The following is a 25526-nucleotide window of genomic DNA, read 5'->3' as shown; positions in this document are numbered from 1 at the left end:
GTCGTTGATCAAGCTGTCGCTAATGACGCTCAGGGAAATGAGAAAAAATGCTTGCGAGTTTGATGGGAAAATGGCGCACTCGAACGCCGCAGGCATTGTACAGCGCGTTTACGAACGCGGCAGATGCTCCGCACGCGCCGAGTTCGCCTACACCTTTCACCCCGACGGGATTGGCATCGAGATCGGGCTTGTCAACCAGCACGACCTCGACATCAGGCACGTCAGCATGGACCGGCAGCAGATACTCAGCTAAATCACCGTTCACGATATTGCCATACCGTGGATCGATCTCTGCCGCTTCGCGCAAGGCCGCGGAGAGGCCCCATATCATGCCTCCAAGCAACTGCGAACGGGCAGTTTTGGGGTTGATGATCCGCCCTGCCGAAAAGGCGCCAAGCATTCGGCGGACCCTGATTTCCCCGGTGAGCCGGTGCACGGCGAGTTCCACGAAATGTGCACCGTAAGTGTGGCGCGATTTTTCGCTCCAGTCAGGAACCTGCGACGACGCCGGCAGCCTGCCGGTTGCGGATAATCCTTTGGGGTATTTCGCCAGAGTTTGGCTGATAAAATTGTCGCCTGCGGGAACGCCGGCCTGTTGAACAAGGCTAAGGCAGGCGTCATGAAGCGCGGCCGTAGTGTTCGATGCTCCCCAAGAGCCGCCTGAGCCTCCGCCGGCGGGAAGGCTTGAGTGTGCTAGAAATATGTCTACGTCTGAAACCGATACGCCCAGCACCTCTGCGGCGAACTGAGCGAGGATGGTATAGCTTCCCGTGCCGATATCGGTCAGATCCGATCGCACGGCGACGCGGCGTTCCGGCGTGATGGCCACCTCCACGTCCGTCGCTCCCTGGAAATGCATGCGGATCGCCGAGGCCATGCCCATGCCTATGAGCCACTGTCCTTCCTGGCGGCTGCGCGGCCGGGTCGGGCGCTGGGACCAGCCGAAGCGGTCAGCACCCGTCCTCAAACATTCGGTAAGGCTGCGCCCTGTCAACGGTACCCCGCTTTCCGGATCCATCATCGTGTCATTCAACGCGCGCAGTTCGACCGGATCCATGTTCAAGGCTTCGGCAAGTTCATCCATTGCAGACTCGACAGCCAGCAATCCTGGGAGTTCTCCGGGCCCACGAACCGGTTCACCGTTCGTCAGGTCCAGATGTGTCGCCCTGTGACGCGTCATGCGGTTTGCGCCGGAGTAAAGCGAGCGCGTTACAGTGCCGGTCTGCTCGAGAAACGGATCCCTGCTATTCGAGTAGATCAGCGCCTCATGGCCGATTGCAACCAGTCTGCCTGCCGTGTCGGCGCCAAGTCGCACGCGCTGCCGCTGCCAAGGCCGCATACCCAGCAGGCTAAACATTTGCTGACGGGTCATGCAAACCTTGACCGGTTCGTTGACCATCATCGCAGCGATCGCTGCTCCCATCATGTCTGCATGAACCGCGAGTTTAGATCCAAAGCCGCCGCCGACGAAGGGTGCGGAGATGGTTAGGTTCTCAGGCTCGATATCGAGAGCGGCCTTGAGAGAGACGCCGATGTACCGGATGGTCTGATGGCTGGTCGTGATGTGCAGCATTTCGCCTTCCCAACGGGCAAGGGTGGCATGCGGCTCCAGTGGTTGCGAGAAATGCGGCGGTGTCTCGTAGGTCTGGTCGATTTTGACGGCAGCACCTGCATAACCTGCGTCGAAGTCTCCGTGTTGGGTGAAGGCCGGAAACCCAGCATTGGCAAGTTCCGGTTCGGTGACATTGTTACCTTCGACATAAGCGAAGCTCCCCGGCATCGACGTGTAGGTGGCAACAACGGCATGAGCCGCATCGCGCGCGTTTTCGAACGTGTCTGCGACGACTAGCGCGATCGGTTGTCCAAAATGATCGATGCGTGTTCCGGCGAGAATAGGACGGGCGCGAACGGCAAAGCCCGGAGTTTCAGGATTGAGTTCGCCCTGCTGCGGTGCGTTCCTGTGGGTTATCACCAGTCGGACGCCCGGCATTGTTTCGGCAGCCGATGTATTCAGCTCTCGAATTTCCCCCTTGCCGATCGTCGCCGTCGCAAACACGCCAACCAGCGTCTGCCGCATCTTGGCCCTCTCGTAGGCATAGGTGGCGGAGCCCGTGACCTTCTGCGGTCCATCCAACCGATTGATCGATCGACCGACGATCCTCGTTTCGACGTTCTGCGTGTCCATGCGGGTCATCGGCTGTGCTCCTGTGCGTCGATCAGCGCTGCATGTAAAGTGCGTTGCGCCAGATCTATCTTGTAGCGATTGCGTTCGGTGGGGCGCGCTCCCTCAAGAACGATCGCCGCGGCATCGCGCGCGATCTCTTCCGGTGTGCCAGATCCGCGACGCTCGGCAGCTTCCACGCGCCAGGGTTTTGCCGCAAGACCTCCAAACGCTAAGCGCTCGATCGCCACATTGGCTCCGTCCACCTGAGCCACCAAGGCAACAGAAACGGTGGCGAAGGCATAACTCGCCCGCTCGCGCACCTTGCGGTAGACGTGCGTCCCCCCGAGTGGCGCAGGAAGCTCGACTGCGGTAATGATCTCTCCGCTGCGAAGACCGGTGTCGATGTGAGGCGTATCACCAGGAAGACGATGAAAGTCGGCGATGGGGATGCTGTATTCGCCTTCGGCTCCCAGCACACGGACTTCAGCGTCGAGTGCTCTCATCGCGATCGCCATATCGGACGGATGCGTTGCAATGCAGGCATCGCTCGTTCCGAGTATGGCGAGGTTTGCCGAAATGCCATTCCGCGCATCGCACCCGGAACCCGGCTCGCGCTTGTTGCAGGCCATCGCCGTGCCATAAAAATACGGACAGCGTGTGCGCTGCATCAGGTTTCCGGCGGTGGTTGCCCGATTGCGAATCTGTCCGGATGCACCTGAAACGATCGCCCGTGTCAGGACGCCGTACTGCCGCCGGACGGTCTCGTTCGACGCGAGATCGGTATTGCGCACCATTGCACCAAGTCGCAGTCCGCCGCCTGGGATGTTTTCGATCGTATCGAGGCCCAGATTGTTGAGATCGACAAGATGCTGAGGCACTTCGATCTGGAGCTTCATGAGATCGAGCAAATTGGTTCCGCCCGCGATGACCCGGGCATCGGGTCTGGCTGCCAACATGGCGACGGCGTCTTGCAAGGAAGTCGCGCGCTGATAAATAAACGGCTTCATTAGCGTTGCTCCTGAACGTCGGTTATTGCAGCAATAATGTTAGGATAGGCCGCGCAGCGACAAAGGTTTCCGCTCATTCTTTCTCGTATCTCCTCCGCAGAGGCCGATGACTGTACCGTAACGTCGGCCGTCACCGAGCTCGGGATGCCGGCGGCGATCTCATCGAGCGTCGCAACCGCTGACAGGATCTGGCCCGGGGTGCAGTAGCCGCACTGAAATCCGTCTCTCTCTATGAAAGCAGCTTGCATCGGATGTAGGGCCTCTGCGCTTCCCAGGCCTTCGATTGTCAGGATTTCGCTGCCTGTGAGCATGACCGCAAGGCTGAGGCAGGAGTTCATCCGGCGGCCGTCAACGATGACGGTGCACGCACCGCACTGGCCATGATCGCAGCCCTTTTTAGTGCCGGTCAGCCCTACATGCTCTCGCAAGGCGTCCAGCAGGGAAATCCGCGGATCGACGGAAAGCTGCCGGACCTCGCCGTTGACGTTGAGTTCAATGTCAACAATGCTTCCGAAGGATGTCTGAGCCAAAGCCGGTGGTTGCACAAAGGTCATCCAGCTCATGCTAACGCCGGCCGCGATACCAACTCCTGCTGCTTTGTTGAAATCGCGACGAGCGACCTCAAGGGGTCGACGGTCATGCGTCATCTGCTTCTCCTCTACGGTGAACCAACATCTTCCGAGCAAAGACGTGCCAGCTCTGGCGAAGATTGTACCAATGTCGTCAGGAACAATGGCATGGACACTGCCAGCCAGGCAGCCGTCCAGAGATAGCTGGAGGGTAGAAGGGTTTCAGGCTGCGTTGCAATGCCGACTGTCTAACGTTGCTGGTTAGTTGAGCTAACCAATCTGCGCGATCCATCGCAATCAGCTATCAGATCTTTTCGTCATGATGGGGTTCGATGAATGGCCGCCCTCAGTCGCGTAAGTAGACGGCTTTACTTCGATCCATACCCTTGCGGAGTCGCCTATGTCTTCGCGGAACTTCTCGCTCCCGACGTCGTCTGGACAATCCATGGCTCAGGGCCTGTTGCTGCTCCTATCGTAACCAGTATGAGCTGACCGACTGCGGAAAATCGATGCGGAGGACGCTCGCGGGATTTTACGGACTGGATCGCCGATGATTGGCAAGCCATTAAAAAGTACCGTATCGCGTTCGATGCCGCCGAACAACGCCGGATTTAGAAAGGGCTTCGCTCTGCTTCTACAAAAGCTGCTGGTCAAATTGCTTTAGATCGACGGCAGCCTTTGCCTTCCAGTCATGGTTCCTCATGTGGTCAAGAAACGCCCGCATTGCTGCGCTCGGGAGGCGGCGGCTGGGGTAGTATAAGAACCAGTGCGGCAGGGTGGGGCTCCAGTCGATGAGAAGCTCCACCAGCCGGCCGGTGTGGATATGCGGCTTGGCGTAGTCATCGAAGACGTGAGCTATTCCTCTGCCCGCTAGAGCGGCTTGCAGTTCGTTGTGTGCCGAACTGACGGTCAAGCGCCCCGTGGGAGTGACTTCGATCTCCTCGCCTCCCTCAGTAAACCGCCAGGTGACGAGCGTGCCACCAGGGAAACGACGTTTGATACAGTCGTGATCAACGAGTTCGTGCGGCGTCTGCGGCTGTCCGCACTTCTTGATGTAGTCGGGCGAAGCGACAATTGCATAACGAAGCGCGGGTCCAAGCGGTAGCGCGATCATGTCCTGGGCTAGCTGTTTACCGAACCTGACGCCGGCATCGAAACCCTGTTCCACAATATCGATGACGGCCGCATCGCTGATGATCTCGATCTTCACCTCGGAATAAGCGTCCATGAAGTCGAACACCAGCGGGCAGAGAAAATGGTCAACAGCGGGTGCGGGCGCGTTGATCCTAAGAGTTCCGGATGGGCTATCACGTAATTCGTCGACCTCTGCTATTGCGAGCCTGATGTCGCCTAACGCAGGTGCCAGCCGTTCAAGGAGGCGTTGTCCTGCCTCTGTCGGGAACACGCTCCTTGTTGTTCGGTTGAGGAGCCGGATACCAAGAGCCTCTTCCAGGCCATTGATCGTCTGGCTCAAGGCAGATGAAGACACGCCTCGCTCAAGCGCAGCCGCGCGGAAACCACCACAGCGCACGATGGCAACAAAGACATCGAAGCTGTCTAGACGTATAGGGTCCATTGAGAAGTTTCTCTAATCAAACTGTTAAACGTAAGGCAGGTTATCAAACCAATCGCTGCATGTCACGATCGTGCAAGCTAAGCGTTGCGTACTGGAAACTTTGTCTCGGCGTCACATCGATCGAGAGAGACAGAGTTCCATTGCGCCCAATGAAGAAGGGAAGACCGGTGAATTCCTTCACCCTCAATAGACGCGCTATCATGCTGTCCGCTGTCGCGGGCGCATCGGGCATGCTTGTTCCGAGCCTGGGTGGCTTAGGCAGAGCCAACGCCCAGGCTGCGCCTTCGGTGACTGGGAATGCCGGTCACTACCGCTTCCGTGTCGGCGAAATCAGTGTGACTGTCTTGAGTGATGGTGTGATTGGTGGCCGGCCGCGCGTCTACGCAAGCGACGCGCCGGAAGCCGAGCTTCAGGAGGTCCTGCGGCAAGCATTTCTGCCGACCGACCAAATGACGCTCAACCTCAACACACTGCTGATCGAAACCGACGGCCGGCGGATCCTGATTGAAGCCGGAGCCGGCAAGACCATGGGCCCGAATGGAGGACGCATCTTCGATAACCTCGCGGCGATCGGCCTCGATGCCGCGGACATCGATGCGATTGTCATCTCCCACACCCATCCCGATCATGTCGGTAACTTACGAACCGCGGACGGTGGTAAGGCCTTTCCCCGCGCGACGGTCTTCGTTCCCAAGGCCGACTGGGATTTCTTCGTCCGCACCGATCCGGATCTCTCCTACATGCCGGTGCCGGAGGAATTCCGTCTGCGCTTCGCCGCGAACATCAAGAGCAGCCTCGAGCCGTTCATGAACGATGTCGAACTCTATGAAGCCGGCGCCGATATCGTGCCGGGTTTGACGACGATCGCTGCGTCCGGTCACACGCCGGGCATGTCAACCTTTCTCGTCCATTCCGGGAATGACCAATTGCTGCTGACGGCAGATCTTGCCTACCACCCCGTTGTCAACGTCGATAGGCCATGGCTTCCAGGCCCCGACCGCGACAAGGAAACGGCCCTATCCTCACGCCGTCGCATTTTCGACAGGGCTGCAGCCGAGCGCATGCCCGTGCTTGGCTTCCACTTTCCATTCCCCGGTCTTGGTCGGATGTTGAAGACCGACGGCGGTTACGCCTGGGTTCCCGCGAACTGGCAGTTCTGAAGTTAAGGGAACAGGAGAGATCTCATGGATAAGTCAAAACTCAACAGACGCGGTTTCCTCGGCACGATGGGTGTGGCAGCAACAGGGCTGGTGCTCGCCACCAACGCGGCGCAGGCCCAGGTAACGAATGCGACGTCGCCATCCACTGCATCAAGCCCGGACGTACTGACCCGCATTTTGCCACGTACCGGCGAAAGGGTTACGGCCCTGGGGCTCGGCACTTTCCTGACCTTCGACCTGAAGCCCGGGGATCGCCGCGACGCTCTACGCCAGGTCTTCGAACGGTATGTCGCCGCCGGCGGTCGCGTGGTCGACACCTCGCCGCTCTACGGCTCTGCGGAAGTCAGTGTCGGCCAGTTCATGGGAGAGTTCGAAGGATCCGACGAGATGTTCCTCGCCAACAAGGTCTGGTCGACAGGAGAGTATCTCGGAGACGAAAGCCACGCCGTTGAAAGCTTCCGGCAATCGCGCATGCGGACATGGCGTGAAACGATCAATCTCATGCAGTGCCACAGCATTACCAACGCGCCGGTTGTCATTCCCTTGATGAAGGCATGGAAGAGGGAGGGCCACATACGCCACGTCGGTGTGACCCACCACGAGTCGGCGGCCCAGGACCAATTATTGGCGATCGTTCAACGCGACGACGTCGACTTCATCCAAACGAACTACTCGATCTTCAATCGAGACGCCGAACGTCGCCTGCTCCCGACCGCCGCCGACAAGGGTGTCGGCGTCCTGATCAATCTGCCGCTCGAAAAGGCACGATTGATGAAGGTGGTCGAGGGCCGGCCGCTCCCCGGCTTTGCGCAGGATTTCGGGGCCACCAGCTGGGCGCAGTTCTTCCTGAAATGGGTCATGGCGCACCCGGCTGTTACCAGCGTGCTTTGCGGCACGTCCAACCCCGACCACATGAGCGACAATGTCCAGGCGATGACTGGCCCGCTTCCAGACGAGCGCATGCGTGCCCGCATGGTCGCACATATGGAAACGGTTCCCGGCTTTGGGTCCATCGGCACGATGCCGTGGTATCCCGGCAAGGAGAATATGTATTCTGGCCTGATACGGGAGGCGCAGGCGAATGCCGCGCAGCGCCTGCGGTAACGGCGCGTCGATTAACCCGCCATCACTGGGAGACCGACCTTGCCCTCCACTAGACGCTCGCTTCTGACGGCCTTTTTGACGCTGCCTCTCATCGACTCGGCGAGGACGAGGGCGTTCGCGCAGGCCGCTCCAGAGCTGCCGCTCACTCCCGCATGTGACGATGGCGACGACCCGACCCTTGAACGGGAAGCCGGCCCCTTCTTCAAGCCGAACTCGCCGCTGAAACGCGATCTCTATCCAGATTCACCCCACGGCGAACGTATAACCGTCGCAGGGGTCATACTCGACACTCGGTGCTGGCCACTCAGCGGTAGCCTCGTCGAGATCTGGCAAGCCGATGAGAAAGGCGACTATGACAGCGTGGGGTTCCGCCTGCGCGGACACCAATTCAGCGACACGCAGGGACGCTGGTGGTTCAACACCATCGTGCCGGCACTTTATCCCGGCCGAACACGCCATTTCCATTTCAAGGTTCAGCGTCCGGGTGGGCGCGTCATCACCACCCAACTCTATTTTCCCGGCGAGGCGAGGAATGCCGGAGACAGACTGTTTGACGAGGCGCTTCTCCTCAACATCAAGCAAACCGGGGATGGAAAGTTTGGCCGGTTCGATTTCGTGACCTAGCGAAGGAAGGCTGCCGGACACCGCAGGGACCCGTTGCGCTCAAACTTAAGTCGGACGCCGTAAAAACACGACGCCCGGACGATGAGGGGCCAAGATTAGGCGTTGAAGCCTGCATCGACACTCAGAACTGCGCCCGTAATCAAATTTGCACTTGGACCCGCTAAAAACGTGACCGCACTGGCGACTTCGCGGGGCTCGCCAAAACGGCCGAGCGAGGTGAGGCTGCGCTGATAATCCGCATTCTCACCATCGGCCGGATTCATCTCCGTGTCGGTCGATCCAGGTAGAACGAGATTGACGGTGATGCCTTGAGGCCCGAGTTCGCGCGAAAGGCCCCGAGTGAACGACAGAAGCGCCGACTTCGACATCGCGTAAGCCGTGACGCCGGGGAAAGGAACACGCTCCGCCAAGGAGGAGCCGAGAGAGATGATCCGGCCACCGGATGACAGATGCGGGATTGCCGCCTGGGCGAACAAGACGGGGGCGCGGACATTCACATCAAGCATGGCCTGCAGGTCGGCGAGTGCCAGATCCGCGGTCATGCCAGCGGTCCCGATGCCTGCGCTGTTGACCAGGATATCAAGCCCTCCAAGCGTGTCGACAGTCTGGCTCACAGCCCGCCGAATGGCGTCCGGATCGGCACTGTCAGCCTGAATAGCAAGCCCGCGACGGCCTTTTTCCTCGATAGTCATGACCCCCGATGCAGCCCTGTCGGCCGAGCGATGATACGTGAAGGCGACGTCGGCGCCATTCTCGGCAAGCGCAACAGTGATCGCGGCGCCTATTCCTCGCGAGCCGCCGTTCACCAAGGCGCGTTTTCCAAATAATTCCATGATCTCCCCATTATGCAGTGATCGATGTACAAATGCCTAAAGCCGTTGCAAACTTTGGTCAAGCATATTATGCAGTGACCGATGCATAATGACGATCAACCACTCGCCAAACATTCAGAACAGACCCCCCGCTCGCGCGGCCGGCCGCGGAAATTTGACCGCGTTGCCGCACTCGCTGCTGCGATGAGGCTGTTCTGGATCAAGGGATATGAAGCGACGTCGGTCGCCGACCTGACAGAGGCGATGGGGATCGGTGTCAAAAGCCTTTATGCTGCCTTCGGCTCGAAGGACGAGCTCTGTGCCGAGGCGCTTAGATATTATTACACGACCTACGAGGGGCTGGTCTGGACCCGGTTCAGAAAGGCGTCGACCGCGAGGGAGGCTGCCCTCGCATTCCTCCAGGATTCCGCTATCGCCATGACCGGCGGAGACAGCGACTTACCGCACGGGTGCATGGCAACACTTGCCACTGTCGGCAGCGAAGGACACTCCCAACTTGCCGAATTCATGCGAGCGACTCGCGCAGGCGGCTTCGATCTCCTGAAGACGCGTTTCGAGGCCGCGAAGAACGACGGTGATCTTGAGCCCACGGCAGACACGACCAAATTGGCGAGGTTCGTGCAGATCGTCCAGAGTGGAATGGCGATCCGCGCCCGCGATGGAGCCGATCGCGCCGAACTGCATGCCGCGGCGGAATTTGCGCTTTCCGGCTGGGACAACGTAACCGGTGCCATCCGGCAGAGCATGCAGAGCAAGGGCTGACCCCTAGGAGTGATGGCCCCCTCAACTGGCTTTGAGGCTAGTCCCTTATTCAGAGCGGGAAGGACGTTCTGCGAAGCGGCTCGGCGAGCAGCCGACCGCTTGGGTGAAGGCAGTGCTGAACGCGCTTGCTGACTTGTAGCCGATCGAAAAGGCGATTTCCTCCACCCTAGCCGTTCCAGATTGGAGCGCCTCCCTGGCAAGCGCCATGCGCCACCGCAACAGGTAGGAGATCGGACCGATCCCGACGACGGCACGAAAGCGGGTGGCGAAGGTGGACCGGGAGACGCCGCAGAGCCTCGCGAGGGACTCGACCGTCCATTCCTGCCCGACGTTTTCATGCATGGCGCGAATTGCCTTGGCCGTGACCGGGTCACGAAGGCCGGCGAGCAGACTGCGGTTGGCAGGATCGACGGCTTTTTCCGGAAGACCCGATGCAGGCATTCTAAGTATTTCGACCAGCGCCAATTCGACGAGACGGAGGATGATGAACTCGCTTGCTGGTCCGGGGTCGCGGCCTTCGGATTCCATCAGCATAAGCAAGGTGTGAAGCCGATGGAGCCTAGGCGAACGAGAGGGTATCTGAACGATGGGTGGAAGAAGACCCGTCACGATATCCTCGTTGGCTGTCGAGAACAGAAATTTGCCCATGTGAAGCGAAATCAGTCTTTCCCGACCGGAGCCCAGCTTCAACCGTCCCGCCCGCTTGGCAGCGACTGCAGCGATGCTGTCTAACGGCTCTACCTCCTGACTGGAGGCGAGCGTAAAAGGAAAGGTTGTCTGCAGCAGCACGAGGTCGCCCTTTTTCAACGATAGCGGATCACAGCCAGGTCGTGTCAGCAGGCATTGGCCGTCTTCCAGCCAGAAAAACAGCAGGTCTCCCAGCGCTGGAAAGCTCAGGCCCCAGTCTCCGGCCGCGTCCATGCCCCGGCCCAGGAGGGCAGCGCGTGGCCGTAGCAGGCGGATAAGATCGAGGAAGGGATCCATTATTGGGCTTTGTATAAAGTGTTCCGGGGTTTGCATTATGGAGCGTGCACAGGCGATCGCCTAGTTTGCCGGAGGATTTTTCGAGGCCAGAAGCCTGTTTTACCGGAGAATGATGATGATCAAGGTCACCCCTGCGGATATTGACGTTTTTTTGGCCGAAGACGACGGCCAACCCATCGTTATGCTCAACCTGCTTCGGTTCAAGGCCGATGGCGGGCGCCGGCGCTACCTCGACTATCTCGCCATGGCAAGCCCGATCGTCGAACGGTATGGAGCAGAAATCGTCTTCGCCGGCGATGGGACGGCTGCACTCTGTGCCGAACCCGGCCAATCCTGGGATGCGGTGGCGCTGGTTCGCTATCCGAGCCGATCCGCCTTCGTCGAAATGATCGCCGACCCCGCCTACGCCGTGGCTGATCCGATCCGGATGTCGGCGCTGGAAGAAGCGGTGCTACAGCCGATTAGCACCGGTTCAATGGCCGCTACAGCAGGTCTTCTATTCTGATTGGCAGATGTCGCACGCGTCTGCCGGTCGCATTGTAAACGGCATTGACCACGGCCGCGCTCGCTCCGACCATCGCGACCTCGCCGAGGCCTTTGACGCCCGATATGTTGAGCTTGAAGTCCGGTTGGTCGATGAAATCGACGTCGATCGCGCCGATGTCGGCGTTGACCGGCAAGACATATTCGGCAAGATCGTTGTTGAGCACGCCGCCGAACCGGGGGTCCGTTTCACCCGCCTCGCGCAGTGCAGCGCCGATACCCCAGACGACACCACCCTGGACCTGGCTTTGAGCCGTGCGCCTATTCATGACCCGGCCGCAGTCGACAACGCTGACGACACGTCTGACGCGCACGCGCCCGGTTGACGTCTCAACGCGAACTTCAGCAAAATGGGCGATCCAGCTGAAGGCCATGAATTCGGGATATTCAGGCCCGGTGGTGGATGGGATGCCCCTGCGCAACTGCTCGATTGCTTGCCCATCCTTGCCGAGTGGGATCGTATCGACCGTGACCTCCAGGAGCGGGCGGCGGGTGCGTGCAAGCTGGACATGGACTGGCTCTTCCGACAGCGCGCTGCCGGTCAGAAGGCCAAGTTCTTCGCGCAGTTTCATGGCGGCGCTTCGCGCAGCTGGCGCCGCGCTGCCCGTTCCCCATGAACCGGCGGTTAAGTGCTGGGGCGCGTGCCCCGTGTCGCCGATGCGGATTTCCAGATTTTCCGGATCGATGCCGAGGACATCCGTGAGCTCTGCCGCGATGACGTTACGAATGCCTTGTCCCATCTCGTGACCGGATGTTGCGATTTCGCACCGTCCGCTTGCAAAAAGGCGAAGCCTGGTCACAGCGGGGGTCATCGACCCCTTGTAACTTCCGCATGCGACGCCGAGGCCGATGAGGTCGCCATTCTCCGCGACCAACGCGCGCGGTTCGCGCATGCGCCGGCTCCAGTCGACCAATTTGGCACCGCGTCTCAGACAGTCCGCGAGATGACGCGACGAGAATGGTTTGCCCGTGATCGGATCATTTTGCGTATCGTTTGCAAGACGGAGCTCCACGGGATCCATCCCCACAGCCTCGGCGAGCTCATCCATCGCGCATTCGGTAGCGAAGCTCGAGGGATGCTCATGGGGAGCCCGCTGGTGGCCGGGGGTCTGGGTATCGACCCGGACGACCCGGTCACTGCCCAGCCAGGAACCATAGCCATACATTCGCGGAGGATTGGCGCCATGCTCGCAGCCAAACCCGTCATACCGGCTGTTCTGCTGGACCGTTTCATAAAGCCCGGCCAGCAAGCGCCCTTGTTCGTCCGCACCGAGGCGAACGCGGTGACGGCTTCTCGGGCGGTAGGATGCCGTATGAAAAAGCTGATTGCGTGGCATCACCAGCTTCACGGGGCGGTTGAGCAAGGCGGCGGCGCTTGCGACGAGCACGCTCTGCTCCTGAATGCCGTTCTTCTGTCCGAAACCTCCGCCGGTGTAGGGGCTTACGCCACGCAGCTGCGTCGGGTCCAGTCCCATCATGCCGGCAAGGCCGCCCGCGAAAGCCGCCGCCGCCTGCGTCCCCTCGTAGATTCGCAGTTCACCGTCCTCGAATGCGGCGGTTGTCGAGATCAGCTCGATCGGATTGTGATGCTGCTGGGGGTGCAGATACTCGACGTCGATACGATGGTTGGCGGACGCAAATGCGGCCTCCGCATCGCCGGTGGACAGCTCGCTCTCGGGCTCTGGCTCGCGGCCCGCACGGTCGTCCTCCATTGCCGCGCTGAAGGCCTCGTCGGCATACCGTACCTTGACGGCTTCCGCGCCCTCTATCGCGGCCTCCAGCGTTTCTGCGACAACAAGAACGACGGGTTCTCCGCGATGACGGACGACGGGGCCGGTCATAGGCTGATAGCCCTTGCCGGGCTGGCCGTAAGCGCCGCGTGAGGCAGGCGTTGTCTTGATCTGAGAGAAATCTTCATGCGTGAAGACGCGAACGACGCCTTGCACATTCATCGCGGCAGTCAGGTCGATTGCCTCGATACGCCCCGTGACGATCGTTGCAGGTACCGTCATCGCATGCAGCAGCCCGGGAATCGGCTGATCTGCTGCGTATAGGGCTCGACCCAGCACCTTTTCGTGGGCATCGATCCGCGGGCGGTCAACGGTCCGTTTCTGCGTCATTGCGTCTTCCTTCCAGCTGTCATGATGGCGTCGGCAAGCGTGCGGGCACCGAGTTCGATCTTGAAGGCGTTGTGCTCGCCGGCCGACGCATCCGCAAAGGCCGACCTGCCGGCAGCCAGAGCGATCTCCCTGTCGATCGTCTGGCCGTTCAAAAGCGTTTCCGCCTCGTGTGCGCGCCAAGGCCGGGTTGCAACGCCGCCAAGAGCAATGTGCGCCCGCCGCACGCGATCTCCATCCATCGCCAGTGCCACGGCTGCCGAGGCCAGGGCAAAGGCGTAGGATTCCCGGTCGCGCACTTTGAGGTAGGTTGAATTCTTGCCCGCTTCCGTCTTGGGCACCGAGATTCCCGTCACGATCTCGCCGCCCTCGATCGAGAATTCGAGGTGGGGCGTTCCACCGGGTAACCGGTAAAATTCGGCAATTGGAACGGACCGTGGCCCCGCCGGGCCTTGGATCTCGATCGTTGCGTCCATCGCCGTCAGCGCGACGGGCCAATCACCGGGCGACACGGCCGTACAGGTATCGCTGATGCCGAGCACGGCCTGGCTACGGTCGAGCCCGCCGATCGCCGCGCATCCGGAGCCGGGCTCCCGCTTGTTGCAGGGATAGGCGCCGATGGCTCCGTTCCGGAAGTAGGGACATCGCGTTCGCTGCAGGATATTGCCACCAACGGTCGCCATGTTGCGAAGCTGCTGGGATGCGGCTTTCGAGAGGCTCTCGGCCAGGATCGGGTAGTCGTGGCGGACAACGTCATCTTCGGCAACGTCCGCCATGAGCGCTCCGGCGCCAAAGAACAGGACGTCGCCGCCTGTATCGATCCGGTCGGCTCCGTCGAGAGATGCGATGTCGATCAGGTGGGCGGGGTGTTCGACGCCCAGCTTCATCAGATCATAGAGAGTGGTGCCGCCGGCGATATAACGGGCGCCTTCACCCGCCGTCGCAAAAGCCTGGGTTGCTTCACGAACAGTCCTGGCGCGGACATAGGATAGCGATCTCATGCCTCAGCCCCGCTCAATCTGGGGAGCAGCCTGCTCGATCGAAGCCACGATGCCGACATAGGCTCCGCACCGACAGATATTGCCGCTCATGTATTCTCGGATGTCCTCCGGCGTTGACGCATGGCCTTCCTTCACGCAGGCGATTGCCGCCATGATTTGGCCGGGCGTGCAGTAGCCGCATTGCAGGGCGTCATGGTCGATAAATGCCTGCTGCATGGGATGCAGAGCATCCGCGCTGCCGATACCTTCGATGGTTGTGACCTTGCGCCCATCGACCTTGGCGGCGACAGTCAGACAGGAGGCCACCCTGCGCCCGTCAATGTGCACTGTGCAGGCGCCGCATTGACCGTGGTCGCATCCCTTCTTGGCGCCGACGAGGCCCAACCGCTCGCGCAACATGTCCAGCAAGGACGCCCGCGCATCGATTTCCAGCGTGCTTGGCTGGCCGTTGATCTGGAAGCTGACTTGAACGGTCGAGCCGTTTTCGGGCGGAAGCTGCGAACTCGACGTTTGTGCCTCCGCCGCCACCGGCAGCATTCCAGACATGGTAACGATCGTCCCGGCCTCCAAAACCTGTCGCCGGGTGATCTCGATGGACTGTCTATCGTGCGGGCCTGACATCCGGACTTCGCCTCCTGTTGGGTTGCAACAATGCAGCGCGTCATGCCTTTCGGCGTGACGCTCCTAATTCGCATATTCAACGTAAGTCCGGTCAAGCGGAACGATAAGCCGAAAAATCCAGCGCAGACTGATTAGCTACGCTTCGCAACTGCGTCGGACGTGCAAGGCTGCGGTGCGTTTGCATATTACGCTTTTTCCTCAGGATCTGATCGAGAAGCCGGCGTTCATCTCGCCAATCACGAACGGCAAGCGCTGCGACGGCGTGCCTGATAAGGCGAGGATGGCATTGGCAACCGCCGGCGCCACAGGTGCCACGCCCGGCTCTCCCATCCCCGTCGGCCTGTTGTCCGAGGAAATGATGTGTGTTTCCACAGCGGGCATCTCGTTAATCCGCAAGATCGGATAACGATCGAAATTCGTCTCCTGCACAATTCCGTCCTTGATCGTGATCGAACCGTACAACGCGGCGGACAGCCCGAAGCCGATACTTCCTTCCACTTGCGCGGCGATCTGATCGGGCGCAACGGCGATGCCACAATCGACAACGGCAACCACGCGACGTACGATCGGCCGGCCGTCAAGTAGCCGGACCTCGGCGACCTGACCCACGATAGTCCCGAATGCTTGATGAATGGCCATGCCGCGGGCCCACCCCGCGTCAATCGAAGTATCCCAACCTGCCTTGGCGCAAAGCTCATCAAGGACGGCTATTCGGCGGGTGTCGCCGGCCTTCTGATACAGAAAGCGACGGTAGGATGCCGGATCTTTGCCGGCCCGGAGGGCCAGCTGATCCACGATATGCTCCATCACCATGGCGGTGTGCGAATTGCCGACAGACCGCCAGAACCCGACAGTGACCGGGAGCGTTGGCGTGAAGATCTTGCCATCGACAGTCGTTGCTGTGGAAAGATTTGGCGAGTCGGCGATACCCTCGGTCGCCGTGAAGTTTGGGCCAAGAGGAAGCAAGTTCTGGCAAACGGAATGGAAGCGCCAACGCTCCGGAAATCCGTCCGCGCCCAGCTGGACCCATACCCGGTGATGGGACATCGGCCGGAAGTATCCCAGCCTCATGTCGTCCTCGCGGCTCCAGATCAATTTGACCGTACGACCCTCGACCCGCTTTGCTATCCGCACACATTCGACGACATAGTCAGAGCTCATTCCACCACGGCGGCCGAACGAACCGCCAGCAGGGATCACCTCAATGTCAACTCGGCCTGGAGCGGTCCGAGCAGTGAGTGCTGCCTGAACCTGATCAACTGTTACCAGATGTGCGCCCGATGTGATCGCAACATCCCAGCCATCGACCTTGGCGACGCAATCGAGTGTCTCCATCGGCGCATGTGCTAGATAAGGGAAATCAAATGCAAACTCCACGACGTCGCCATCGAATGGCGCCTCCGGCGATTGACCTGTCGACTGAAAGATATCGGGCTCGACATCAGTGCGACCGGCTGCGATGTCCCGGTAATAGGAGATAAGGTCGGCAGAGGAGCGAATCTCAGCTTCGCTATCGTCCCATTCGATACGGAGCGCGTCGCGTCCCCGCTTGGCGGCAAAGGTCGTCTCGGCGAGTACGGCGACACCCGACTCTATCGCAAAGACGTGGCTGACGCCCTTTATCTTCAGGGCGTCCGATGCATCGAACCGCATCAGCTTTCCTCCAAAGCGGGGACTATGAGCGACCATCGCAACAAGCAGTTCCGGACGTTGGATATCCTGCGTGTAGATCTGGGTCCCGGTGCTCTTGGGCAGACTATCCTTCCGCCGCACCCGCTCGGTTCCGATCAGCCGGTAGTCGTGCCGCCGCTTGAGTGTTGGCGTTTGGGGCGGCGTCTGACGCGAGGCGTCGGCGAGGAGATCGACGAAGTTCGCCGTTCGATTGGAGCCAGGGTGGGAGAGTGCGCCGTCGCGGACGAGGATGTCAGCAGGTTCAACGCCCCAGCGAGCCGCGGCCGCCTGGACGAACATCGCGCGCGCCGCGGCACCGGCATTGCGCATGAGATCCCAGTTCGAGGCGATCGAATTCGAACCGGCTGTCATTTGCACACCGTAGGCGCGGACGTTGCTGCGCGCATCGACGACACGCACCTTATCCCAATCCGCGTCGAGCTCTTCCGCGACGATCGCGGCAAGCCCGGCATGGATGCCTTGGCCGAGTTCTTGCTGTTTATTGACAATCGTCACCCAGCCGTCATCGGTGATCCGGATGAATGGTCCAAAGGCACTTGGTTCCGGGTCAGGACCGCCGGCTTGAAGGATCGCGCCGATAGCCTGCATCGGGTTGGCTGCGGCGTACCCCACGACGAGCGCACCACCGATCAGCGAGCCACCTAGGATCAAGCGTCGACGTGTCATTTGAAATCGTGGCTTTCGATCAGGGGAGTCGGTCATGGGCATTCTCCAGTTGCCATCTTGCATTCACTTGTGCCCACTCACTGCGGGCACGCCGCGCCTGTCTCAAGCCAGGCTTTGATCAACAACCCGAAGGCTTCCTGAGTGCCGGGCGCGGGCTTGCGATTTGCTCCCGGGTGCCAGGCCCAGCCAACCAGTTCGTCCTGCGCCATGTGGTGGAGCAATTCCTCACGCGTCATATGCGACCGTGCCGGATCTAAAAGTTGCCTGCAGATGTTGCCGAGCGTCTGGCCCTGCCAGGCCATTTCGATCGGTGCGAGCCTCCACTTGGGATTCCCGGGAACGCCGGACGCTTCGAAATTCTCGGCTTGATGGCAGGTCGAACAGCGAAGCGTTGGTGTACCACCGCCGTCGGCGCCACGGGTCACCCAAGGCGTATGCGGGCGCATCGCCTCGGTCTGGGTGGGACGATCCGTGCGCGGGTGGCAGTTCATGCAGCGCGGATGCGCGATCACACGGCCGGCTTCTTCGAAGAGAGCTACAGACCTCGCAGTCGGGTCGGTAATCGTGTTGAAGTCCGACACCTGACGCAGAAGATCGAGCTCGGCGGGTTGCAGTCTGTCTTCAATAGCCTGTGTTTGCGGCATGGTTCGCGGATAAAGGGCGTAGATCAGGCCCGCGGCGCCCGTAAATAAGATTACTCCGAATATCGTCGCAAACACCATTTTCACGCAGCGGCGCCATCTTCCTTTCTCGGATTTGTGTCGTGTCATGTCTCCGCCCCGAGCTTCCCCGCCGCATCGTGGATGGCCGCACGAATGCGGCTGTAAGTGGCGCATCGACAGAGATTGCCGCTCATAGCGATGTCGATGTCTTCATCCGTGGGTTGTTTGATGTCGCGCAACAGCGCGACCGCGCTCATCATCTGGCCGGATTGGCAGAAACCGCACTGCGGTACATCGTGCTTGACCCAGGCATCGCGTAGGGCAGATGCTTCGGCGCCGTCCATGCCCTCAATCGTGTTAATCCGCGCCGAGACCGCGGCTCGCAATGGTATTGAACAGGATCGAACCGGGCTTCCGTCGAGATGGACTGTACAGGCGCCGCACTGCGCTGCACCGCAACCGTACTTGGTTCCCGTCAGTGACAGGCTATCGCGTAGCACCCATAGAAGCGGTGTTTCGCCGTCTTCGTCGACATTATGTGATCGTCCATTGACCGATAGCGTGTAAGACATGGAAACATCCCTTCTGATGACGGCAAGCTTAGGATCGAGCCACCGTGTCCGGATATGCCCGATCCGACAAAAAACATGCCTGATCCTCCCGGCGATTATCTAGCCGGACCGTAAGACAGATCCGTTGGCGGATCGAACAACTCACTTTGATGTCTCTGCTCTGAAGGTTTTTTCGGTCTCCGTTGAGTGATGCGATAGACGGCCGCAGGCGGAATATTGGCAAAGGTCCAGCCGACATATGTCGCCTTAAGGCCCAAGCGATCCAATAAGGGCCTTGAGATCGGGCATCGGGGTCCGTAGGTGAATTGGTAAAAGGCTCCACCATGGCGAAGATGCGAAAATGCTCCTGATAAAATCGCGTAGACCTTCCGCATTGGCATCGACAGGACCGGCAGGCCGCTGACGATAGCACCGACAGGTGCTGTGGCGTGAAGCGGCAGCTTGCGCAACTGAGCAGCATCCATCTGGACGGTTTTCGCGGCTGGAAAACGGTTGGCGAGTTGGTTCGCGAATTCAGCACCGTATTCGACGAGCACGAGATTTTCTTCTGCCACCCCCTGTCGTAGCAGAGCGTCCGTAAACACCCCTGTTCCAGGGCCCAACTCGATGACTGTGCCTGTCTGCGACGTTATCTCGGCTATCATAAGAGAAGACAGCGCGCGACCAGACGGCGTAACGGACGCGACACGGAGAGGGGCGGAAAGCCAAGCCCGAAAAAACAAAAGCGCATCAGCAGTCCTGTTCGTCATCGCTGGCTAGCTCCCGGGCTTAGGCGCATCAAATATCGCCGCTGAAGCCGCCACGCCAAGGCAATAAGAAGCTCCGAGGCAACAAGCAGGATCAGTATTTTCAGGGCGAGTGCCGACGAGTTGATGCCAGGGATGGCCAGTACAGCCAGGTAACCGCCGGCAATAAACAGCCCGTTCCACAGGACGATGCCGATCGATACGCCAGCGACAAACCGCAGCGTATTTGTGCCTAATAGCCCTGCCGCCACAGGCGAGATCAACCGGACGGTTGGAATGAGTTGCGAAAGGATCGTCAGTGCACGTTCCCGCTCGCGCAGCGAGGACAGTGTCCAGTCGATACGGGGTCGTGGTAGCCCCACCCATCCGCCAACTGAGTATAGAAGCGCTGTCGTCCGTTTCTCTCCTACCGCACGCACGAGAAGATAGAGAACGAGAGCTCCGATAGAGCTTCCAACCGTCGTCCCGATCACGGCGGTGTGGAGCGACCAGACCTCACCGTCGGCCGCAATGCCTATCGCGACGAGGATCCCGTAGGAGGGTAATGCAGGCAGGAAACGCTCCGCAAGACCGATCGCGAAGAGACCAAACATGCCGTATAGGGCAATCCATTCGACAAGATATCCGAGCGGATCCATCTCTCAGGCCTCCCGCGCAATCGCTGTCGCGCGCGCGCTTGAGATATCCAAGCTTAGAGCCTGCGCGTTGAACGAGATCCCGGTCAGTTTCTCAGAAATTTCCCACAGCCTGTGTGCCGCGTCCATATCCAATGCCTGTCGTGGGATCTGCGCTTCTGTTGGGTGCCCACGGGTTTCGCCGAGCCTATCAGGCCCGTAATAGCCGCCGCCGCGGGCCTCCGGAGATGTAGCCGCAAACAAAGTCGGCAAAGCGCCCTGCGCAACGGGCTGAAACAAGAACCACAAGTATGTCCTGATGAGGCTTTGAGCACTGTGCTGCCCAGGGGCATTGTGAAGCAGGTCGGTGCGCGACACACCTGGGTGAGCAGCAATACTGGTAACCCCCCATCCCGCTTCTTCACTCCGCCGTTGCAGTTCGAACGCAAACATCAGGCAAGCCAGCTTCGACTGAGTGTAGACAGGCATCCGCTTATAGCCACGCTCCGCTTGCAGGTCGTCGAAATTGATTGCGGCGCTTGCGCTTTTGACAGCAATGCTGGAAAGCGAGACGACCCGCGGGTCCTGTGCCCGCATGAGCAGCGGCAACAAGTGGCCAGTGAGGGCAAAGTGGCCAAGGTGGTTGGTGCCAAACTGCAGTTCGAAGCCGTCCTTGGTCGTCTGACGCGTCGGCGGCGTCATGACACCGGCGTTGTTGATAAGAACATCGACATGGTGGTGCGTTTCTTTCAATCTTTTGGCCAGCGCCTCGATCGATGCGAGGCTGGCAAGGTCGACAATCTCCAGTGTGATCGAGGCCTGGGGCGCCTTCTCCTTAATGCGTCGGACGGCTTCGGCAGCCTTTGTCGGATTGCGCCCTGCGATGATCACGTCGCCACCAGCCTGGGCGAGCGCAAGCGCATCTTCGAAGCCCAGGCCACCGGTTCCGGTGATCAAGATCGTCCGGCCCTTTTGAGACGGCATATCGTCAAGTGTCCACGATTTCGGCATCGTCAGTTCCTTTCTTTTTTGCTAGGGCAAGATCGGCCGCCGAAGACGCATTGTTCCGGGCATGCCTTCGGCGGACAGGTCGCCGTGGGGTGAAGCGACTTTTCGCGGGACTCGGAAGGGGCGGCTCCCGGCCTGAGCCTATACGATGGCATCGACCGGCCTGCGGAGGAGCGCCCGGCCCCTTCGCCTCATTCAGGCGGGTGTTCGGGAGTTATCTCGCAGTAGTTGGGTATCGACAACACCCGGCGAAATCGCGTTCACCAAAGCTGAGGCCACCCGATTCCTTGGCCAGAACGTTTGATAGATCTCCTGCGGTGCCTTGGTTGCGGCGGAGTGTCCTCGTCACGTTCCAACAGGACGCAGGACACCCGCGCGACCCGGGTGATCCCTGATCTGCTGTGCGGGCGAGCGGCAGAGACAAAAGCGCGTAGCAGACCGCGAAGGCGAAGCCCGTGATCAGGCCCAGCTCAGTGTCGGTCAGCCGCTGGTCTGCTCTCATTTGCTCCACCAGGTTGAAGGTAAGTATCCGATCGATCAGCGAGAACGCGTTAATCAGCAGAAGCGCGATGCATATAGCCGCCATCCGTGTGCCTCTGACGTATTTCCGGCTAGAGGCAGCGGGCGGTGCTCGTGTCTGTGAAGGATCTATTGACCGCGCAACAATTTCTGTCATCCTGGGGTCACTCCTCGCTTGGTTGTGCCCTTAAGCTAGATGGAGTGTCCAATAACCAAAATGCCCGAACCTTCAAGAATCTTGCCTATTCCTGCAGGAAAGGCGAAGATGCCGGCAAGAAGCCACGTGCTGCCGTGGCCGCTGAAACAGCCGGAGCCTCGCTTGAATACCCCACTGCTCTCCGCCGTCACGGCTTACATCGACGAACAGGGCGGCGGGCAAGGCCTGTTCCCGACGGCTATCGAAGGCTTCAATATCATCCGTTCGTTTCAGTCGATGATGCCGATGCGAAACATTTATCGGCCGTCGCTCTGCGTCGTGCTGGAAGGCGCGAAGGAACTGCAGTTCGGCGACGAGCATCTCGATTACCGCAGCATGGAGTGTTTGGTCGTCAGCGTTGGAATGCCTGCGACCGGAAGGATCGTCGAGGCCAGTGCCGCCAAGCCTTACGTCGGTGTGTTGATCGATTTCGACGTCGCAACCGTCCGCGAGGTTCTCGAGCAATTGGATACACCGCCAGCGCAATCAGAGGCGACCGGTCCTGGTGCTTTTATCGCCAAAGTGGATCAAGCACTCGCTGATTGCATAACTCGCATGGTTCGGCTCCTGGCAACGCCGAAGGCAATCCCCATCCTGGCGCCTTCGATCGTACGCGAGATCTGCTACTGGCTGTTAAGCGGCCCCCATGGTGGCGAGATCTGCAAACTAGCCTGCCCGGAATCAAACATCGAACGGGTAGTAAGGGCAGTCGCCCTTTTACACACAAACTTCGCGGAGACTTTGCGCGTCGATCAGTTGGCCGAAGTTGCGAGGATGAGCCCCTCTTCGTTTCACCAGCATTTTAAGGCGCTGACCTCGATGACGCCACTTCAGTTCCAGAAGCAACTCCGCCTGCTGGAGGCGCGTCGCCTTATGGTGACGCAGGCTGCCAATGTTGCCGAAGCGGCCTATAAGGTGGGGTATGAGAGCGCGTCGCAATTCAGCCGGGAATACTCAAGAACTTTTGGCGTCGCACCCAAACAGGATGCTCTGAACCAACAGCGCCTACACAACGAATATGCGAGCCGCGCTGTGCGCTCCGCTTGATCTCTTCCCGAGGGAGTTGCAGCTCGTGCGCGCAAGGTCTCAAGCACAGCCATGAGCCTGCGTCCTCGTTCCGATTGGTCATCCCTAATGGGCGAGGTTGATGCCCACAACCAAAGAAATTTCAATCGGATGGCTCTAGAACAACTGGGCCGGTGGTTCGCATTCCTTCAACAGCTTAACCCATCAGATGGGCTAGACATTCGGCTCATCAGGAAAGGCCATATCAGGCGCCGCGACCCGCACCGTGCAAGACAAAGCTTGGCCAGTTACGTGTGACTTCTGCTGTCGTGAGGTGCTGAGTTAAGCCAATATCGCCTTCGGCTCCAGAAAAGCCTCCGATCCGAAAAGGCCGAATTCGAGACCGATACCCGATTGCTTCATTCCACCGAACTGCGCCATTTGCTCGTGGGGTGCAACATTGACCACCACCCGGCCGCATCCCAGCTGAGTAGCAAGCGCTCGCATGTGCTCGCTGCCCGTGCCGTGCAGATATGCCTGAAAGACCGCAGCTCGTGTCAGCGGCGATACGGATCACAGCCTCCTCGTCCTGGCAGGTCAGGGCAGACAGTACCGGTCCGAAAATCTCCTCGCGAGCGATGCACATGTCGTTCGTGACATTGGCGAAGATTTTCGGCTGCGAAATTCCCGGTACGGCAGGCGAAGTTCAAGCCACGATAATCGCTGCGGCTTTAGGACATCTCAGTTGCCCCCTGCGTCATTGCCGGACCGACGACCTCATGGCCAAGGTCGAGGATGACATCCTCGACCAGCATGGCGACAGCATTTGGTCTTCGACAATCAGAATTCGAGCCATTCAGATCTGTTCCATCAATGGTCGATCGCTGATGGCCGCCAATGACGTCTCGAGCTCAAACACAACACCGGTTGGAGGGAAATCTATTTCGGCTGTTCCCTGGAGCTCTCTCGGCAGCACCCGCAAGATCAGGCGAGATCCAAAACCCTGTCTGTCACCCCGGATAACCTGAGGCCCACCCTGCTCAGTCCACTTCAGCTTGAAGCGATTGTGGTCATCGATATTCCAGGCGATGTCGACCGTTCCTTCGCTGCCTGAGAGAGAACCGTATTTCACCGCATTTGTCGCGAGCTCATGCAACGCCAGAGCTATAGAAAGCGCGGCATGGGGCCCGACCCGGAGAACTGGACCGCTGATAGTGATCGCCTGTCTGCCTTCCTGCTGAAACGCCTCAAGGGCGCTCTCCACCATTCCATGCAGATCAGCCCCATCCCAGTTCTCGTTGGTAAGTACGTTATGCGCACGCGACAGCGCCAGGATCCGGGCTGTGATCGCGCTTGACGCTTCTTCTCTCGACTGAACACTCCTCAAGGTTTGCGTCACGATCGACTGGATCGACGCCAGGGTGTTTTTGACCCTGTGGTTCAACTCGTTGATGAGAAGCTTCTGATGGTTTTCTGCACGCACGCGTTCGGTGACGTCCGAGCCCTGCACGAAGATGTGGGTGACCTGGCCATTCTCCCGGATCGGCTGATAGACGAAATCGACAAACCGCTCCTCGAGCGGACCGTCCTTGCTCCATCGGAACATCACGCGTTCCGAGGTCCGCCTGATCGGTTCTCCTGAGGCGAAGACCTGATCAAGCAACTTGTCAAATCCTTGCTCGGCGACTTCCGGCAATGCTTCAGCGAAGGGCAGGCCTACGATTTCCCGATCGCCGATCAGCCGTCGATATTCCGGGTTGATTATTTCGAAGCGCTGCTGGTCGGCACTGATCAGCGCCATAAAGGTTGGCGCCTGCTCGAACAAATTCTGAAGTCGCTGCGCTTCTTCCCTGTTTCTCCGCTCGGCCAAAACGCGCTCGGTTGTCTCGACGACAATCGCGATGACGCCGGCAGGCTTTCCGCTTTCGTCCGGCACTGGAGAATAGGCAAGGTCCATCCAGACCTGCTCGGGATAACCATGCCGATGAAGCGTCAGTTCCTGATCGCGATAGGAGAGCGTGCCGCCAGCGAGGCCGACCTTCATGACGTTGTCGTTAAAATCGGATATTTCAGACCAGCCCTCGCGGACGTTGGATCCGAAAAGCTCGGGATGACGATGGCCGGCGAAAACCGAATACGCGTCGTTGTAGATCATTACGCCTTGCTCGCCCCACAGCATCACGATCGGAACAGGGGACTGGAGGAGCAGGGCGGTTGCAGTCTTGAGGGACGAAGACCAGCTTTCGACGCCGCCCAGTGGCGTTTTCGACCAGTCGTGCTTTCGAATGAGGTCAGCTACCTCACCTTGATGTCCAAGGAACTGAAATGGATCGGCGTCGTCGATAGCTGGCTGAAGCACGGGTCACTCGCAATACATTGCAACGGCGGGATAACTATCGCCAGCCAGCTGAAGAACAAGCCTCTCTGCTATTTTCTAAAGCGGATTTTCTGGCTTATCGTTCATAATGCTCATGGCTCATAGCTCATCAGCATGAAGCGTGGCTTCCTGTAGCTACTGGCTCACTGCTCGCCGCATCCGTGACATCTCCGACCTGCTTGTTGAGGTCACCCGTCGTGTCATGGCGCATAGACAATCTCCGAACTGGTTTCCAGTATCCAGATATCAAGATATCTCGCTTTGGAGAAAGTGATGGAGGGACGAGCGCATCTTCAATGGCAAATGCGGAGCTGGATCTGGTCTGCAAAAACGAGACTGGCAAATCCTGGGACGGCCGTTCTGATCCGCTCGAAACCCAAGTATCTGGACGTTAAACCCGGAGA

The 25526-nt window shown here is 59.6% G+C and carries 23 protein-coding genes and 1 pseudogene; 6 read left to right on the top strand and 18 right to left on the bottom strand.

What is annotated here, in order from left to right:
- Positions 1–19: 19 nt before the first annotated feature.
- The 4 genes from BM216_RS25440 to BM216_RS25425 form a co-directional block, all read right to left on the bottom strand.
- On the bottom strand, positions 20–2194 hold the full coding sequence (locus BM216_RS25440) for a xanthine dehydrogenase family protein molybdopterin-binding subunit (protein WP_210217069.1): 2175 nt from the start codon (positions 2192–2194) through the stop codon (positions 20–22).
- Complete coding sequence (locus BM216_RS25435) at positions 2191–3171, bottom strand: FAD binding domain-containing protein (RefSeq protein WP_093002011.1); 981 nt, start codon at positions 3169–3171, stop codon at positions 2191–2193. Before BM216_RS25435 ends, BM216_RS25440 begins: the two co-directional genes overlap by 4 nt.
- A complete protein-coding gene (locus BM216_RS25430) occupies positions 3171–3818 on the bottom strand; it encodes a 2Fe-2S iron-sulfur cluster-binding protein (protein ID WP_093002010.1) in 648 nt (215 codons plus the stop codon). The genes BM216_RS25435 and BM216_RS25430 overlap by 1 nt, the downstream gene beginning before the upstream one ends.
- 556 nt (positions 3819–4374) lie before the next feature.
- Complete coding sequence (locus tag BM216_RS25425; protein WP_093002009.1) at positions 4375–5316, bottom strand: LysR family transcriptional regulator; 942 nt, start codon at positions 5314–5316, stop codon at positions 4375–4377.
- A 167-nt stretch (positions 5317–5483) separates the two neighbouring features.
- On the opposite strand from BM216_RS25425, the gene BM216_RS25420 reads away from it, so the two are divergent.
- From BM216_RS25420 to BM216_RS25410, 3 genes are read left to right on the top strand one after another with little or no spacing between them, the layout of a single operon-like run.
- A complete protein-coding gene (locus BM216_RS25420) occupies positions 5484–6476 on the top strand; it encodes an MBL fold metallo-hydrolase (protein WP_093002050.1) in 993 nt (330 codons plus the stop codon).
- Between the two features lie 24 nt (positions 6477–6500).
- Positions 6501–7580: an aldo/keto reductase gene (locus tag BM216_RS25415; protein WP_093002008.1), complete on the top strand. Its 1080-nt coding sequence runs from the start codon at positions 6501–6503 to the stop codon at positions 7578–7580.
- A gap of 39 nt (positions 7581–7619) precedes the next feature.
- Positions 7620–8204, top strand: a complete 585-nt coding sequence (locus BM216_RS25410; RefSeq protein ID WP_093002007.1) for a dioxygenase family protein — start codon at positions 7620–7622, stop codon at positions 8202–8204.
- Positions 8205–8299: 95 nt separating this feature from the next.
- On the opposite strand, the gene BM216_RS25405 is transcribed toward BM216_RS25410, so the two are convergent.
- Positions 8300–9040: an SDR family NAD(P)-dependent oxidoreductase gene (locus BM216_RS25405; RefSeq protein ID WP_177230909.1), complete on the bottom strand. Its 741-nt coding sequence runs from the start codon at positions 9038–9040 to the stop codon at positions 8300–8302.
- A gap of 78 nt (positions 9041–9118) precedes the next feature.
- Between BM216_RS25405 and BM216_RS25400 the strand changes: the two genes are divergently transcribed.
- Positions 9119–9799 carry a TetR/AcrR family transcriptional regulator gene (locus BM216_RS25400; protein WP_093002005.1) on the top strand — a complete coding sequence of 227 codons (681 nt, stop codon included), beginning with the start codon at positions 9119–9121 and terminating at the stop codon, positions 9797–9799.
- A 45-nt stretch (positions 9800–9844) separates the two neighbouring features.
- Here BM216_RS25400 and BM216_RS25395 read toward each other — a convergent pair whose 3' ends face one another.
- A complete protein-coding gene (locus BM216_RS25395; RefSeq protein WP_093002004.1) occupies positions 9845–10783 on the bottom strand; it encodes an AraC family transcriptional regulator in 939 nt (312 codons plus the stop codon).
- A 115-nt stretch (positions 10784–10898) separates the two neighbouring features.
- Between BM216_RS25395 and BM216_RS25390 the strand changes: the two genes are divergently transcribed.
- Positions 10899–11288 carry a DUF1330 domain-containing protein gene (locus BM216_RS25390; RefSeq protein WP_177230904.1) on the top strand — a complete coding sequence of 130 codons (390 nt, stop codon included), beginning with the start codon at positions 10899–10901 and terminating at the stop codon, positions 11286–11288.
- Here the strand turns inward: BM216_RS25390 and BM216_RS25385 are convergent.
- The 9 genes from BM216_RS25385 to BM216_RS25345 all read right to left on the bottom strand — a co-directional run bounded on the left by BM216_RS25385 (position 11266) and on the right by BM216_RS25345 (position 21028).
- Positions 11266–13446 carry a xanthine dehydrogenase family protein molybdopterin-binding subunit gene (locus BM216_RS25385; RefSeq protein ID WP_093002003.1) on the bottom strand — a complete coding sequence of 727 codons (2181 nt, stop codon included), beginning with the start codon at positions 13444–13446 and terminating at the stop codon, positions 11266–11268. The genes BM216_RS25390 and BM216_RS25385 overlap by 23 nt on opposite strands.
- Entirely contained in the window at positions 13443–14444 is a 1002-nt protein-coding gene (locus tag BM216_RS25380) for an FAD binding domain-containing protein (protein WP_093002002.1), read from the bottom strand. The genes BM216_RS25385 and BM216_RS25380 overlap by 4 nt, the downstream gene beginning before the upstream one ends.
- A gap of 3 nt (positions 14445–14447) precedes the next feature.
- Positions 14448–15065: a (2Fe-2S)-binding protein gene (locus BM216_RS25375; protein WP_093002001.1), complete on the bottom strand. Its 618-nt coding sequence runs from the start codon at positions 15063–15065 to the stop codon at positions 14448–14450.
- Between the two features lie 198 nt (positions 15066–15263).
- Entirely contained in the window at positions 15264–17459 is a 2196-nt protein-coding gene (locus tag BM216_RS25370) for a xanthine dehydrogenase family protein molybdopterin-binding subunit (protein ID WP_093002000.1), read from the bottom strand.
- Between the two features lie 41 nt (positions 17460–17500).
- A complete protein-coding gene (locus tag BM216_RS25365) occupies positions 17501–18193 on the bottom strand; it encodes an Isoquinoline 1-oxidoreductase subunit (RefSeq protein WP_093001999.1) in 693 nt (230 codons plus the stop codon).
- Positions 18190–18657 carry a (2Fe-2S)-binding protein gene (locus BM216_RS25360; protein WP_093001998.1) on the bottom strand — a complete coding sequence of 156 codons (468 nt, stop codon included), beginning with the start codon at positions 18655–18657 and terminating at the stop codon, positions 18190–18192. The genes BM216_RS25365 and BM216_RS25360 overlap by 4 nt, the downstream gene beginning before the upstream one ends.
- Before the next feature lie 95 nt (positions 18658–18752).
- A complete protein-coding gene (locus BM216_RS25355) occupies positions 18753–19211 on the bottom strand; it encodes a class I SAM-dependent methyltransferase (RefSeq protein ID WP_348272014.1) in 459 nt (152 codons plus the stop codon).
- A gap of 191 nt (positions 19212–19402) precedes the next feature.
- Positions 19403–20041: a DedA family protein gene (locus BM216_RS25350; protein ID WP_093001996.1), complete on the bottom strand. Its 639-nt coding sequence runs from the start codon at positions 20039–20041 to the stop codon at positions 19403–19405.
- Positions 20042–20044: 3 nt separating this feature from the next.
- Positions 20045–21028 (bottom strand): oxidoreductase, encoded by a 984-nt coding sequence (locus BM216_RS25345; protein ID WP_093001995.1) that lies wholly within the window; start codon positions 21026–21028, stop codon positions 20045–20047.
- An 835-nt stretch (positions 21029–21863) separates the two neighbouring features.
- On the opposite strand from BM216_RS25345, the gene BM216_RS25335 reads away from it, so the two are divergent.
- Positions 21864–22787, top strand: a complete 924-nt coding sequence (locus BM216_RS25335) for an AraC family transcriptional regulator (protein WP_093002048.1) — start codon at positions 21864–21866, stop codon at positions 22785–22787.
- A gap of 300 nt (positions 22788–23087) precedes the next feature.
- Here BM216_RS25335 and BM216_RS35090 read toward each other — a convergent pair whose 3' ends face one another.
- From BM216_RS35090 to BM216_RS34720, 3 genes and pseudogenes are all read right to left on the bottom strand, one after another.
- Positions 23088–23252 (bottom strand): aldehyde dehydrogenase family protein, encoded by a 165-nt coding sequence (locus BM216_RS35090; protein ID WP_280141706.1) that lies wholly within the window; start codon positions 23250–23252, stop codon positions 23088–23090.
- A 349-nt stretch (positions 23253–23601) separates the two neighbouring features.
- Positions 23602–25104: a sensor histidine kinase gene (locus BM216_RS34160; RefSeq protein ID WP_177230903.1), complete on the bottom strand. Its 1503-nt coding sequence runs from the start codon at positions 25102–25104 to the stop codon at positions 23602–23604.
- Between the two features lie 154 nt (positions 25105–25258).
- Positions 25259–25333 (bottom strand): annotated as a pseudogene (locus BM216_RS34720) (type II toxin-antitoxin system prevent-host-death family antitoxin); the annotation flags it as partial.
- Positions 25334–25526: the final 193 nt, after the last annotated feature.

Source organism: Rhizobium sp. NFR07, assembly GCF_900111905.1.
Classification (GTDB): Bacteria; Pseudomonadota; Alphaproteobacteria; order Rhizobiales; family Rhizobiaceae; genus Neorhizobium.
Note: the sequence above shows the minus strand (reverse complement) of the source record. Positions and strands in the feature narration are given on the sequence as shown.